The sequence below is a fragment of the Kaistella sp. CFF1-2 genome, assembly GCF_059509915.1.
This window is the reverse complement of sequence record NZ_JCAKLF010000001.1, coordinates 196,336-210,087: the sequence shown is the minus strand read 5'-3', so window position 1 is coordinate 210,087 and position 13,752 is coordinate 196,336. Positions and strand designations below refer to the sequence as shown.

The following is a 13,752-nucleotide window of genomic DNA, read 5'->3' as shown; positions in this document are numbered from 1 at the left end:
CAAAAAATAAAAAATGGCCGAATACAAATTGTTACTTCCCTCTATGGGAGAAGGTGTAATGGAAGCTACCATTATCAGTTGGTTGTACAACGAAGGAGACCAAATTAAAGAAGATGATTCTGTAGTAGAAATTGCAACCGATAAAGTAGATTCTGATGTTCCAACTCCAGTTTCTGGTAAAATTGTCAAAATCTTAAAGCAGAAAGATGAAGTAGCAAAAGTAGGTGAAGCGATTGCTATTTTAGAGGTTGAAGGTGAAGGAAGTGCAACGACAGAAGTTGCGGAAACACCTGCATCGACTCCAGCTCCAGAAGTAGTTCAAACACTAGAACAACCTTTGAAAGCGGCTTCAGCTGCAGCAATTGGTGGTGACAAATTTCTTTCTCCTTTGGTGAAATCAATTGTTGTTGAAGAAAATATTACCCAAGCGGAATTGGATTCTATCCAAGGAAGCGGACTAGAAGGACGAATAACAAAAGAAGATATTTTAACTTTTGTAAAAAATAGAGGTCAAGTTCCACAAGCGGCTCCAGCAGCAGCTTCTACTCCAGCACAACCAGCTGCAAAAGCAGCAACGGCAACGCCAGTAGCTACGGTTACAGCGGCAGGTGACGAAATTATCCCAATGGATCGTATGCGTAAGATTATCGCTGAAAACATGGTGAAAGCGAAGCAAATTGCGCCACACGTAACGTCGTTCATCGAAACGGATGTAACGAATATCGTGCGATGGAGAAATAAAAACAAAGGCGCTTTTGAAAAAAGAGAAGGTGAAAGACTTACATTCATGCCTATTTTCGTGAAAGCGGTTGTGAAAGCGATTCAAGATTATCCAATGATTAATGTGTCGGTGAATGGCGATCAAATCATCAAAAAGAAAAACATCAATATTGGTATGGCTACGGCTTTACCAGACGGAAATTTAATTGTTCCTGTAATTAAAAATGCAGATCAGCTTTCGCTTTCAGGTTTAGCTAAAGCGATTAATGATTTGGCTTTCCGCGCACGAAATAAAAAATTGCGTCCAGAAGATACGCAAGGAGCAACCTACACGATTTCGAATGTGGGAAGTTTCGGAAACCTAATGGGAACACCGATTATTCCTCAGCCTCAAGTTGCAATTTTAGCAATTGGTGCAATTGTGAAGAAGCCTGCGGTTCTTGAAACTCCGGATGGTGATGTAATCGCGATTAGAAACTTAATGTTCATGTCGCATTCATACGACCACAGAGTTGTAGATGGTTCTTTGGGAGGAATGTTCTTGAAGCATGTTCACGATTATCTTGAAAACTGGGATCTAAATACAGAAGTATAATCCTATAAATACGCACAAAAACCTTCAGAAATTCTGGAGGTTTTTTCTTTGGTTACATGTATATTTGAAGTTGTTAAAAGAAAATTTTATGAGAATAGTTATATTGATTTTACTAATGTTGATGTTCAATGCCACGCTTTTTGGACAAACAACAACGGTTTATTTGTTTCGACATGCCGAAAAAGAAATGCAAAATCCAAAAGATCGAAACCCAAATTTGAATATGGAAGGGCACAAAAGAGCCGCTCGTTTGGATAAAATGTTTAAAAATAAATCAGTTGATGCCGTGTTTTCTACATCGTACAAAAGGACGGAACAAACGATAAAACCTTTAGCGGAAACGCATCAGCTTTCTGTTCAAAAATACGATGCTAAAAATTTAAAAGCTTTAGCTTCAAAAATCACAACGCAATATCAAGGGAAAAACCTAATCGTTGTCGGACATTCTAACACGATGTTTCCTTTAGCAAAAGAATTGGGTGTTGAAAATTCAGATTCTGAAATCCCCGAAACAGACTACTCTACCTATATTGTTGTTAAATTGAAAAGAAATAAAGTAAGTCTTTCGACAAAGCAATACTAATTTCTTAACTTTGAATTTTATTCACAAAAATACCCAAAAATGACATTTTCGATTCGCAAAGCGGTCCCTCAGGATGCCGCTACAATTTATGATTTAATACGCAAACTAGCGATTTATGAAAAGCTAGAAAACGAAATGATAACCAGTGTTGAAGAGTTGCGTGAAAACATATTTGATAAAAATTTTGCGGAAGTAATCATTGCTGAAGAAGACGAAAAACCAGTTGGTTTCGCCTTATATTTCTTTAATTTTTCAACGTTTGTAGGAAAACCTGGCTTGTATTTGGAAGATGTTTTTGTAGAACCTGATTGCCGTGGCAAAGGCTATGGAAAGAAGTTGTTAATTGAATTGGCTAAAATTGCAAAAGAACGTAATTGCGGCCGCATGGAATGGAGTGTTTTAGATTGGAACACGCCTTCAATCGAATTTTACAAATCTTTAGGGGCAACTCCAATGGACGAATGGACCGTATTTCGTTTAACAAAACAAGGAATAGACTCCCTTTCTCAACAAGCTTAATATCCATTTTATAGATGAAGAAAATCGTATTTGCCATTCGAAAAAGCTTAAAAAAATCATTTGATAATATTCGAAATGAACGTTTGAAACACAATTTGCTTCAAGCGATTCCCTTCTGGATTGGTTCGGTGATAACAGGTTTTTTTGCGGTGATGTATGCGAAAATCTTCGAATGGGGTGAAAAGTCCTTACATTTTATCCTAGCATGGAACAATTGGATGATCTTTATTATGGCGCCCACAGGTTTTGTTTTGTCATGGTACATCATCCGAAAGGCAGCACCTTACGCCAAAGGAAGTGGAATTCCACAAGTGATGGCAGCGGTCGAACTAGCTAATCCGAAAGAACATTATTTAATTTCGAAATTACTAAGCATTAAGATTTTATTGTTGAAGATTCTCTCTTCCGTGATATTAGTGATGGGCGGTGGCGCTGTGGGTCGTGAAGGTCCAACAATTCAAATTGCAGGTTCTGTTTTTCGTGCCGTGAATGAACGTCTTCCGTCTTGGTGGCCGAAAATCTCTAAGAAAAACATGATTATGACGGGCGCGGCGGCTGGTTTGGCGGCAGCCTTCAATACGCCTTTGGGTGGAATTGTATTTGCCGTTGAAGAATTAGCTAAAACGCATATCAATTACTTCAAAACGGCTTTGTTTACGGCGGTTATCGTTGCTGGACTTACTGCTCAAACGCTTGCGGGTTCGTATCTTTATTTAGGATATCCAAAAACGCATGATGTTTCCATCAGTATTATCTTTCCAGCGATTCTTGTTGCTTCTTTATGTGGAATTTTAGCGAGTCAACTTTCGGTGATTATGCTTAAAATTAATAAATGGAAAAAGCGTCTAAAAACAGATAAAGCCAATATTATTTTTCTTGCATTTTCAGGTTTATTTATCGCATGTATCGCCTTTTTTCTAAATAACGAAATTTTAGGTTCGGGTAAGGAAATTATGGAACGAATTTTATTTACCGATAATAAACAAGAAGATTGGTATGTCCCTATTTTACGGATGATTGGTCCAGCCGTCGCTTTTACTTCAGGCGGTGCAGGTGGAATCTTCGCTCCTGCCCTTTCTGCGGGAGCTAGTATTGGTTCCGTGATTAGCGGGATTATCAAACTTTCGCCTCAAGAAACCAATGTTATTGGGCTTTGTGGTATGGTTGCTTTTTTGACAGGAATCACTCGAGCGCCTTTTACATCAGCAATTATTGTTTTAGAGATGACGGATCGACATTCATTAATATTCTACTTAATGTTGGCCGGAATGGTGTCCTCTTTGGCTTCAATTTTAGTAAGTCGACATTCTCTTTATGAAGAACTGAAATTGGGATTTCTCCGAGAATTGCGGAAATAAATGCATTATTTCGAATTTCTATTGTGCGAAAGGAAAAATTGATGTACTTTTGCACCTCGAATTATTTATATTAAATATTAAACCTTATGAACAACTACGAAACTGTTTTCATTTTAACTCCCGTTCTATCTGATGCTCAGGTGGAGGAAGCAGTGAAAAAATTTGAAGACCTTTTAAAGGCTAACAATTGCGAAATCGTTGCTAAAGAAAACTGGGGACTAAAAAAATTAGCTTACCCAATCCAATTGAAAAAGAACGGATTCTACACTTTGATCGAATTCAAAGGTGAAGGAACTGTTGTATCGGAATTAGAACTTGCTTTCAAACGTGATGAAAGAGTTATCCGTTACCTTACTACAAAATTGGATAAGCACGCTGTAGATTATGCTGTTACTAGAAGAGCAAAATTAAAATCAGCTAAAGCTTAATTATTAACCCTTAAAAACATTAAAAGTTATGGCAATCGATGATATGGCAAAACAAGCATCAGCTGGTGGAGAATCTGAAGTAAAGTTCCTTACACCACTTGATATCAATACAAAAACTGAAAAAAAATACTGTAGATTCAAAAAATACGGAATTAAGCATGTAGATTATAAAGATGCTGATTTCTTATTGCAGTTCGTTAACGAGCAAGGTAAAATCTTACCAAGAAGATATACAGGTACATCTTTGAAATACCAAAGAAAAGTTTCTGCAGCGATTAAAAGAGCAAGACATTTGTCTTTACTACCTTACGTAGCAGACCTTTTGAAATAAGAAAAATTAATAAAAGAAGAGAGCAATCTCTTCTTTTGTTGCTGAATAAATTATTATAAATTCTAACTGTTTTAGATACTAGACAACAGATTTCAGATAGCAGACTTAGGTCTAAATTCTAATTTCTAACCTCTAACTTCTAAAATCTAAACAAGACAACAACAAAATGGAAATTATCCTAAAAAAAGACGTAGAAAACTTAGGACTTGAGTTTGATACAGTAAACGTAAAGCCAGGTTATGCAAGAAACTTCTTAATTCCTCAAGGAATTGCAGTTTTGGCTACACCTAAAAATAAAACAGCTCTAGAAGCTACTTTAGAAGCTAGAAAAGAAGAAGAAGCTAAATTGGTTGCTGAAGCTAACGCTAAAGTTGAGCAATTGAAGAAAACTTCTATCACTATCGCTACTAAAGTGGGAACTGGTGATAAATTGTTCGGTTCTATCAACAACGCAAACCTTTCTGAAGAATTGGCTAAAGCAGGTGTTGATATCGACAGAAAATACATTAAAATCCCTGGTAACACAATTAAGAGAACAGGTAAATTTGCTGCGCTTATCAGACTTCACAGAAATGTTGAGTACAACTACGAATTCGATATCGTATCTGATGCACCAGTTGAAGTTGCTCCAAAAGCAGCTCCTGCTCCTAAAAAAGTTGAAGAAACTCCAGCTGAAGAAGCATAAGAGTTATAACATACTAAAAAAGAAACCTTCGATTTTTTCGAAGGTTTTTTTTGTTTCTAATTATTATCTACTCATTGTCATTTCGAACGGAGCGAAGCGAGGTGAGAAATCTTGTTCTGAACAAAGAGATTTCTCCTTGAGTCGAAATGACAACGCGCTAGAGTTGAACAAAGTTTATATTATTTTACTAAGCTTTCGATGCGGCTGGTCTATGCAGATATCGAGACATTTTAATACCTAAATCCGTCCAAATTATTTTCACATTTCCATTTCGAGTAATATGAAGATTTGCTGTACTTAATTCGGTTAAAATATCCTCAATATTGGCTCCATGAATATATTGTGCAAACTTTTCCCATTTCAATTTTTGCTCATCAATTTTGGTATAAACTAAATTCTCTGCAGCATAGTTTTGAAATAAAGCCATTCTGAAAATTTCACCGCAATATTCTAAAAATTTCTTTTGCTTTTCCTTACTCCAACTAGAAACTTCCGTTGCCCATTGCATGATTTCCCTCAATTTAGACGGACTTTTCACTACCATAAAGGCATCGCGAACCCACTTAATAAAATAATCTTCAAACTCTTCTCCAGCAGGATCGTGTATTGCTAATTTATAAGCGTCGTTCCAATTTCCCTGAACTTTATGAACAATGGTTTCTTTTTGATTTTCATTTAGATCAACAAAACTATCAAGGCCTTCTCTAATTTTATCATCCGCAATTCTTGGGATTTCAAAAACTTGCGTTCTTGAAATTATCGTTGGTAGAAAACCATCTAAAGATTCTGCTGTTAAGAAAATAATCGTCTTTTGTGGTGGTTCTTCTAGGAGTTTCAGAAATTTATTAGCGGATTCCGTATTCATTTTGTCGGCTCGCCAAATTACTAAGATTTTATGTCCACCTTCGTAGCTTTTAAGCGTCATTTTTTCCATAATGCTGCTCATTTCAGCAACGGAAATACTTAATTGCTTCTCAACACCGATTACTTCGCCCCAATCATTGATGCTGAAATATGGGTTTTCTAAAACCAAATCACGAAATTCACCAATGAAATTTGCGCTTAAATTGATCTTATTTACAACATAGGAAGGGAAGCTAAAATGGAAATCCATGTGATTTAAGGTTTCCATCTTGTGTTCGGCGGTCGGATTTTCACGTTTTAGAATTTCTTGACTAAATGCCAAAATTAAGGGAAGAACGCCGTGACCTTCTTGTCCTACAAAAAGATAACTTTGCCCTACTCTAGTATCATCAATGCTTTGCTGTAGCTGCTTTTTCAGATCATCCTGACCAATAACTTCGTCCCAATTCATATTCTTCAAAAATAGGAAAATTACCCTAGAATCTCGAAAATAGACCTTCGAAAATCAAGAATATTTTATGAATTTGAAGTACTTAACAAACTTTAACCAATGTTACTTTCAAAAGTCCTAATATTTTTAGATATTTGCCACTCAATTTTTTAAATAAAGAATGAAAAAAATCGTAGTGCTGTCATTCATTTCAGCGGGGTATTTCCTCAACGCGCAAACTATAGGAAACTCTCCGTACGCTGCATTTGGAATTGGTGATGTAAAATATGACAATACAGTGGACATTTCTGCGATGGGTGGAGTTTCCACAGCGTATGTAAATGACTTTAACAACAAGTTTAATTTTTCTAATCCAGCTGCCAACCAAAATTTTGGTTTAACATCGTTTACGATTGAGGCAACCAATGAAAATAACTATTTCAAAACGGATTATTTAGATACCAAATCAACTAAACATTCTACTTATCTTTCGAATATTTCAATGGCATTTCCATTGGCTAAGAAAGTGAAATTTGGTTTGGGATATCAGCCGTACAGCTCGAAAGCGTATGAAATTGTAAGCTCGCAAGATGTTGATGGTACAACGAAAGTCAATCGTTTTTCAGGAAACGGAACACTTTCTAATGTACAAGGAGCTTTATCGTACCAAATTAACCCGAATTTTTCATTAGGTTTCCGTACCAATTTCTATTTTGGAAAATTGAGCGATAAACAAGAGATTTCGTTTACTGATGCAGATTTGGTGAATGGTTTTGAAACAACAAACGTCATCAAAGCATTCAACTTTACGACGGGTGCGGTTTATCAAAAGAAATACGAAAACGATCGTAAATTAACGTTGGGAGCAACCTATACGTTCGGAACAACGGGAGATATGGAAACGCGTTATAAAAACTCAACATATTATTTTGTAACAAGCGAAGATCGTTTCAACGAAAATGTTATTGAAGAAACAAAGAGTAAAGACAAAAACTTAATTCCAATGCAAGGTTCATTAGGAGTTGGTTACGGTCATGATGCAAAATGGTTTGCCTCAACTCAATTTGATTTCAAAAAAGGACAAGATATTCAGTTTTTAGGAAAACCTTTTAACTACCAAGATTCGTACAGAGTTTCTGCCGGTGGTTGGTATTTGCCGAACTACAATAACTTTAGAAATTATTTCTCAAGAGTAATCTACCGTTTTGGTGCGTATTACGAAAAAGGAAACTTACAACTGAACAACAAAAACATCAACGAATACGCATTAACCGTTGGTGCTTCTCTTCCATTTGCAAACTCAAATATCAACCGTATGAGTTATGTTGATCTTGGTTTGGAACTTGGAAAAAGAGGAACAATACAGAATAATTTAATTAACCAAACTTTCGTTAACTTTAAGATTGGATTAAACTTTGCTGATCTTTGGTTCAGAAAGACAGAATACGATTAAAAAATTGATAAAATTTTTACCATATAAAAATACGGCTGCAATCTTGTGTTGCGCTGTATTTTTTGTTTTTACCTCATGTGATGATGCCGAGGTAAAGGATGACTCTAAGCAAAAAACAAATTTTGCATCGGAGATTATTTTCAATGCTAATATCATTCAGCATGATTCTGGGCGAGTGAGTTTGCGATTTAAAGCTCCCATTATTGAAAAATTCTCTCATATTGACTCACCTTACGTCGTTGCTAAAAAAGGAATTTACCTGGAATATTTTGATAAGAAAAAACCTGAAATTCCAGGAAAAATCTGGGCTAATCACGCCATTATGTTCGAGAAAAAGAATTTTTACGAAGCCAAAGGTGATGTGAAAATTTTAACTAATGAAGGAACGTCTTTCGCTACTCAAACCATCTTTTGGGATCGCAATAAAAAGAAAATGTACACGAAAGACACGGTGTTTGTGCGAGATAATGTTGGAAGAACGCTCATTGGTGTTAATGGAATGATTGCAAACGATGATTTCTCAGAATATACATTCTATAACAATCACGGAGAAATGCCTACTTCAGGAGATATTCCTAAATTTGGGAAATAAATCCTGCTCTTATATCCATGAAAACCTACCACGCCATAGGATTAATGTCGGGAACCAGCTTGGATGGTTTAGATATTTGCTATGTTTGTTTCGATTACAATTCCAAATGGAATTTTGAAATTTTAAAAGCTCAAACAATTCCCTATTCATCGGATTGGAAATCCAATTTGAAAGATGCAATTCATTTTTCAGCGATGGATTTAATGAAATTGCATTCCGATTATGGATTTTATTTAGGAAATCAAGTTTTAGAGTTTATCAACATGCATCAAATATCAGACGTTGATGTTGTTGCGAGTCATGGGCATACCATTTTTCATCAACCGCATTTGAAATTTACGACGCAAATTGGAGATGGTCGCGCTATTAAAGAAGTGACCAAACTTCCCGTGATTTATGATTTCCGAACGCAAGATGTGTTGAAAGACGGCAATGGCGCTCCACTCGTTCCTATAGGAGATCAATTGCTATTTTCAGATTACGATTCGTGTCTTAATTTTGGTGGATTTTCAAATATTTCCTTTCAAAATTCTGGAAAACGAATCGCTTTTGATATTTGCCCTGTAAACATTGTTTTAAACCATTTTGCGAATCAATTGGGAAAAGACTTTGATGAAGATGGAAAACTCGCTGAAAACGGCGTAATTCAACCTGAAATCTCATCTCAGCTAAATGATTTAGCATTCTATTCTCAAAATCCACCGAAATCTTTAGGATTAGAATGGGTTCAAGAGCATTGTTTTCCTTTATTATTAGGTTTGAAATCTGAAGATGCTTTAGCAACATTTACAGAACATTGCGCTATACAAATGGCGAAAGTTATCAATCAATTTCAGTTGAAAAAGGTTTTATGTACAGGTGGCGGCGCGTACAATCGATTTTTGATTCAATCCATCGAAAAGAAAACGAATACTTCATTAGAAATAGGTTCACCGATTTTAACCGATTACAAAGAAGCATTGATATTCGCTTTGATGGGCGTACTCAAACTTCGAAATGAAGTCAACGTTTTATCATCGGCAACGGGAAGTTCCGAAGATCATTCTACTGGTGTCATTGCATAAAAAAATCCTGCTTATTGCAGGATTCTTATTTTAAAGTTTCTCGATTTGATCGGTTAACGAGTTAATGAAGTTTTGAAGAGGTTTTTCCACCATCATTTTGATAAATGGATTAAACTTTCCTTCAAACAATAACTGAACTTCAGTTTGTTGCTCAGAAATAGGATTCATAGTTCCTGTCAAAGCAAAATCCAAACTAGAACTTGCCGATTTTAAAACCACTTGTTGATCGGTAACATCTTCGATTTTCAAAGCAATTTCAGGCATTCCTTTCAAGCTAAATTTGAATCCGTCTTCACGAGCTTCGAATTTTTGTAAACTTTCTGGCATCAATTGCTCGTAATCTTGAGGTTTTTTCAACAATTCTTTAAGTTCGGCAACCGATTTATTTACGACTATTTTTCTTCCTTCTAAATTCATTTTTATATTTTTGTATCTAATATTCAAAAGCCCTACAAATGTATAAAGTTTTTATTAATGAAAAAAGACTCACTTTGAGCAAAGATCGTATTGATGCAGCAAAACACATACAATTTGATGGGACGCACTCGCTAGAAATGGCTATTGATCAGCTACAAAACACCTCGACTATCGATATAAATCTGTATGGAGAGCATACCGATGTGATTTGGGACGATTTCAAATCTCTTTTTAGAATCGTTGAAGCCGCTGGTGGAATCGTGCGAAATTTGGAGAATAAAATTCTTTTCATTTATCGTTTAAGCAAATGGGATCTTCCTAAAGGTAAGATCGAAAAAGGAGAATCTCTGGAAGATGCAGCTGTACGTGAAGTTGCCGAGGAAACGCTTTTAACGAATATTACATTGCAAGATTTTATTACAACAACCTACCACGTTTATACAGAACGTAATGGTGATCAAGTTTTGAAAATGACGCATTGGTTTAAAATGGATTTCTTTGGAGCCGAAAATCCGGTCCCACAAGTGGAAGAAGGTATTACCGATGTGCAATGGTTGAATGAAGATCAAATTCGAAATCAGGTTTTCCCAAATACGTTTAAAAATATACAGTTGATTTTAAACGATCAAGGAATCAAATAAAAATAGAGGCTACAAAGCCTCTATAATTTTTTCTAATGCAATTCCTCGAGAACCTTTCAGTAAGATTGTTTTCGAGGTTATTGGATTGTCTTTTAAGTACGCTAAAAACTCTTCTGTTGAATTGAAAGAATCATCATGATTAATTTCTTTAAAATGCTGTCCAACCGTAAAAATTTGATCAAATCCGAAACTATTAGCCAGTAATAAAATGGATTGATGTTCTTTTTTACTTTCGTCACCTAATTCTAGCATATCACCAATAATAATGGTTTTAGAACCTTCAAAAGAAGCGAAATTTTGAAGCGAAGCTTGCATGGAACTTGGATTGGCATTATAGGTATCCAAAATCAATGTATGCTCCCCTTTTTTCATGATTTGCGAACGCATATTAGTAGGAACATAGTTCTGAAAAGCATCCATACAATCTTCGAAAGAAATTCCGAAATGCATTCCCAAAGTCGCTGCTGCACAAAGATTGGTAAAATTATAATTCCCCGTTAAATTGGATAAAACCGATTCATTTCTATATTGAATTCCAACTCGATGATCATCCGAAAATTCTTGAAACTGATAATTAGAATCGTCCGTTCCAAAACTTATTTTGTTGCTATAATTTTCCGTTTTTTCAACTTGAATAGCATCTTGATCATTGACAATAATTGTTTTGTTATTTTGAATCAAATAATCATACAATTCAGATTTCCCTTTAATTACCCCTTCAAAACCTCCAAAGCCTTCTAAATGAGCCTTACCAAAGTTCGTAATATAGCCATAATCAGGTTGTGAAATACTGCATAAAAGTTCGATTTCTTTTTGATGATTGGCTCCCATTTCTACCACCGCAATTTCGTGTTCTGGTTTGATGGAAAGTATCGTTAAAGGAACTCCGATATGATTGTTAAGGTTTCCTTGAGTAAACTGAACTTTGAATTTTTCTTGAAGTACGGCACTAATCAACTCTTTTGTGGTGGTCTTGCCATTACTTCCTGTCAACCCAATAATGGGAATTTGAAGGTGTTTGCGATGTTCTTTGGCTAAATCTTGCAGAAACTCCAAAGTCGAGGGAACATAGAAAATATTTTTAGCTGTATTTTCATATTCTTTTTGCTCGACAATAACGGCCAATGCACCTTGCTCAATGGCTTTCTCCGCTAAAGTTGCTGCATTATAATTAGCACCACTAAAGGCAAAGAAAATATCTTGTTGATCAATTTTTCTATTATCAATCGTTACTTTATTCGCCTTTTGATACAGGGCGTAAAACTCGCTTACATTCATACGTCAAAAATAAAAAATCCTTTCTAAACTTAGAAAGGATTTGTGTTTATTTTAAGAAAGCTTATCTTTTTGATCTGGCTTTTCCTTGGCTCTTTGCATCTTGCGCTACACGGAAACCAATCCAACCATAACCTTTACCTTCATTTTTGAATCTTCTTTGTCCTGGATCAAGCCAATATGCTGTGTCTTTCCAAGAACCTCCTTTTACAACACGAACTTCATCAGAAACCTCACTTGTTCTTACTGAACGATCTTTTTCCATGATTACACGTCCATGCTCATCCACTCTGAAACGTTTCTTAGGAGAGTTATACATGGAAAAGTTTGCACTTGTACTATCAACTTCTCTTCCGTAACCAGCCTCTAAAGACGACATGAAATCACCATCACGGAAATTTCTGTAATCTGCAACAGTTTCTCTTTCGTATTGTCCTGGTAAACCTCTATAAACGATTTTTCCATTAGCCAAAGTGTCGTATTTAACCTCAGTTCCTTGGATCATTTTGTAGGTTCCATCAGGATTTTTAACTTTCTGCTGAACAACATTTCCTCTATAATAGTTGAAGTCGTTTCCTTCATCATCGATAATTGGACGATAGACATCCGCAGTCCATTCTGCAACGTTACCGAACATTCCGAAGATCCCTAAGTCATTGGATTGAAATTGTCTTACGTCTGAAGTAATTGCTGCACCATCATTCTTCCAACCTGCAGGACCAGAATAATCTCCACGTCCGTATTTGAAGTTTTCTAGGAACATCCCTCTGTTTCTACCTTTCTGGCCACGAAGATCTTCTATTTTAGGTTCTTTTCCTAAGTACATATTGTACTCACGATTTTTTTGCATTCCTAAAGCTGCAAATTCCCATTCAACTTCTGTTGGAAGTCTGAATTTTTCTACAACTCCTGCCGTGGCGTTTCTGTTTGCTGCTAAAATTCTTTCATTTGACGTTTTGATTCCTGTCGCTTTTTGTGCTCGCTGCATATTAAGGTATGACTGCATTTCAGGATCATTAGCACGATATTTATCTAAAGTAAATGATGAAGTCCCTTGGTTGTTACTATCATTTACGTATAAATTCTTATCAATAATTCCTTTTTCCATTAGAGCTTTTTCGTTTGCTCTATCGGTAAGCCATTCACAATATTTTGAAGCCTGAGACCAAGAAACTCCAACTACAGGATAATAATCATATTCTGAAGATCTAAAATACGTTTCAGAAAAATCGTTTCTTGAAAGGTTGTTTACCCAAACTAAAGTATCTGGTAAAGCACCATTATAAATATTAGAAAAACTTGGATCTGATGGTGGAAATACATACTTCAACCAAGTAACATACGAACGATAATCGTAATTGGTTGTTTCTGTTTCACTGATGAAAAAAGAACTTACTTGCATTCTTCTTGGTGTATTATTCCAGTCATGCATCACGTCATCTTTTACCAATCCCATGGTAAATGTTCCGCCTTCTACATACACCATATTAGGCCAACCTTTTTGTTTCTGAGGCTTAGCAGAAAAGAACCAACCTTTTTGGTCGTTCGCTTTCCAACCTGCTTGGCTGGTAAATTTTTTAGTTCCTCCCCCTTTCTTGGTATTGTTACCGCCGCAGCTAACTAACACAAGAGCAGAACTTAAGGCTAAAAAAGAAATATTTCGAATTCTTTTCATCTTAGTTATTAAAATTTCGTACAAAGAAAATATAAATTATCCAATTAATCAAGTAGCTATCTACTTTTTTTGGTTAACGAACATAATTAAAATTTATTGTATACACCATTCTTATATTTTTT

General features: G+C 35.7%; 15 protein-coding genes. 11 read left to right on the top strand and 4 right to left on the bottom strand.

The features are described from left to right. Positions 1–13 precede the first annotated feature (13 nt). The 7 genes from AC5XHR_RS00985 to rplI all read left to right on the top strand — a co-directional run bounded on the left by AC5XHR_RS00985 (position 14) and on the right by rplI (position 5,219). Positions 14–1,315, top strand: a complete 1,302-nt coding sequence (locus AC5XHR_RS00985) for a dihydrolipoamide acetyltransferase family protein (RefSeq protein WP_495948904.1) — start codon at positions 14–16, stop codon at positions 1,313–1,315. A gap of 88 nt (positions 1,316–1,403) precedes the next feature. Continuing rightward, positions 1,404–1,898: a SixA phosphatase family protein gene (locus AC5XHR_RS00980; protein ID WP_495948903.1), complete on the top strand. Its 495-nt coding sequence runs from the start codon at positions 1,404–1,406 to the stop codon at positions 1,896–1,898. 39 nt (positions 1,899–1,937) lie between these two features. Beyond that, positions 1,938–2,417, top strand: a complete 480-nt coding sequence (locus AC5XHR_RS00975) for a GNAT family N-acetyltransferase (RefSeq protein WP_495948902.1) — start codon at positions 1,938–1,940, stop codon at positions 2,415–2,417. Positions 2,418–2,431: 14 nt separating this feature from the next. After that, a complete protein-coding gene (locus AC5XHR_RS00970) occupies positions 2,432–3,775 on the top strand; it encodes a chloride channel protein (RefSeq protein ID WP_495948901.1) in 1,344 nt (447 codons plus the stop codon). An 86-nt stretch (positions 3,776–3,861) separates the two neighbouring features. Further along, positions 3,862–4,203, top strand: a complete 342-nt coding sequence (gene rpsF, locus AC5XHR_RS00965; protein ID WP_495948900.1) for a 30S ribosomal protein S6 — start codon at positions 3,862–3,864, stop codon at positions 4,201–4,203. 28 nt (positions 4,204–4,231) lie between these two features. Then, positions 4,232–4,534 carry a 30S ribosomal protein S18 gene (rpsR, locus tag AC5XHR_RS00960; protein ID WP_495948899.1) on the top strand — a complete coding sequence of 101 codons (303 nt, stop codon included), beginning with the start codon at positions 4,232–4,234 and terminating at the stop codon, positions 4,532–4,534. A gap of 166 nt (positions 4,535–4,700) precedes the next feature. Next, on the top strand, positions 4,701–5,219 hold the full coding sequence (gene rplI / locus AC5XHR_RS00955; RefSeq protein ID WP_495948898.1) for a 50S ribosomal protein L9: 519 nt from the start codon (positions 4,701–4,703) through the stop codon (positions 5,217–5,219). A 187-nt stretch (positions 5,220–5,406) separates the two neighbouring features. Here rplI and AC5XHR_RS00950 read toward each other — a convergent pair whose 3' ends face one another. Beyond that, positions 5,407–6,534 carry a DNA polymerase III subunit gene (locus tag AC5XHR_RS00950; RefSeq protein ID WP_495948897.1) on the bottom strand — a complete coding sequence of 376 codons (1,128 nt, stop codon included), beginning with the start codon at positions 6,532–6,534 and terminating at the stop codon, positions 5,407–5,409. Positions 6,535–6,694: 160 nt separating this feature from the next. Between AC5XHR_RS00950 and bamG the strand changes: the two genes are divergently transcribed. From bamG to AC5XHR_RS00935, 3 genes are read left to right on the top strand one after another with little or no spacing between them, the layout of a single operon-like run. After that, positions 6,695–7,966: a BamG family beta-barrel-assembly machinery protein gene (gene bamG / locus AC5XHR_RS00945; RefSeq protein WP_495948896.1), complete on the top strand. Its 1,272-nt coding sequence runs from the start codon at positions 6,695–6,697 to the stop codon at positions 7,964–7,966. Between the two features lie 4 nt (positions 7,967–7,970). After that, complete coding sequence (lptC, locus tag AC5XHR_RS00940) at positions 7,971–8,558, top strand: LPS export ABC transporter periplasmic protein LptC (protein WP_495948895.1); 588 nt, start codon at positions 7,971–7,973, stop codon at positions 8,556–8,558. 17 nt (positions 8,559–8,575) lie between these two features. Then, a complete protein-coding gene (locus tag AC5XHR_RS00935; protein WP_495948894.1) occupies positions 8,576–9,622 on the top strand; it encodes an anhydro-N-acetylmuramic acid kinase in 1,047 nt (348 codons plus the stop codon). Between the two features lie 30 nt (positions 9,623–9,652). Here AC5XHR_RS00935 and AC5XHR_RS00930 read toward each other — a convergent pair whose 3' ends face one another. Beyond that, positions 9,653–10,039, bottom strand: coding sequence for an SRPBCC family protein (locus AC5XHR_RS00930; protein ID WP_495948893.1), 387 nt, complete (start codon positions 10,037–10,039; stop codon positions 9,653–9,655). Positions 10,040–10,077: 38 nt separating this feature from the next. Between AC5XHR_RS00930 and AC5XHR_RS00925 the strand changes: the two genes are divergently transcribed. Continuing rightward, entirely contained in the window at positions 10,078–10,680 is a 603-nt protein-coding gene (locus tag AC5XHR_RS00925; protein ID WP_495948892.1) for an NUDIX hydrolase, read from the top strand. Positions 10,681–10,689: 9 nt separating this feature from the next. Here AC5XHR_RS00925 and AC5XHR_RS00920 read toward each other — a convergent pair whose 3' ends face one another. Together AC5XHR_RS00920 and gldJ are read right to left on the bottom strand one after the other, a co-directional pair. Continuing rightward, entirely contained in the window at positions 10,690–11,958 is a 1,269-nt protein-coding gene (locus AC5XHR_RS00920) for a UDP-N-acetylmuramoyl-tripeptide--D-alanyl-D-alanine ligase (protein WP_495948891.1), read from the bottom strand. A 61-nt stretch (positions 11,959–12,019) separates the two neighbouring features. Then, a complete protein-coding gene (gene gldJ, locus AC5XHR_RS00915) occupies positions 12,020–13,630 on the bottom strand; it encodes a gliding motility lipoprotein GldJ (RefSeq protein ID WP_495948890.1) in 1,611 nt (536 codons plus the stop codon). Between the last annotated feature and the right edge of the window lie 122 nt (positions 13,631–13,752).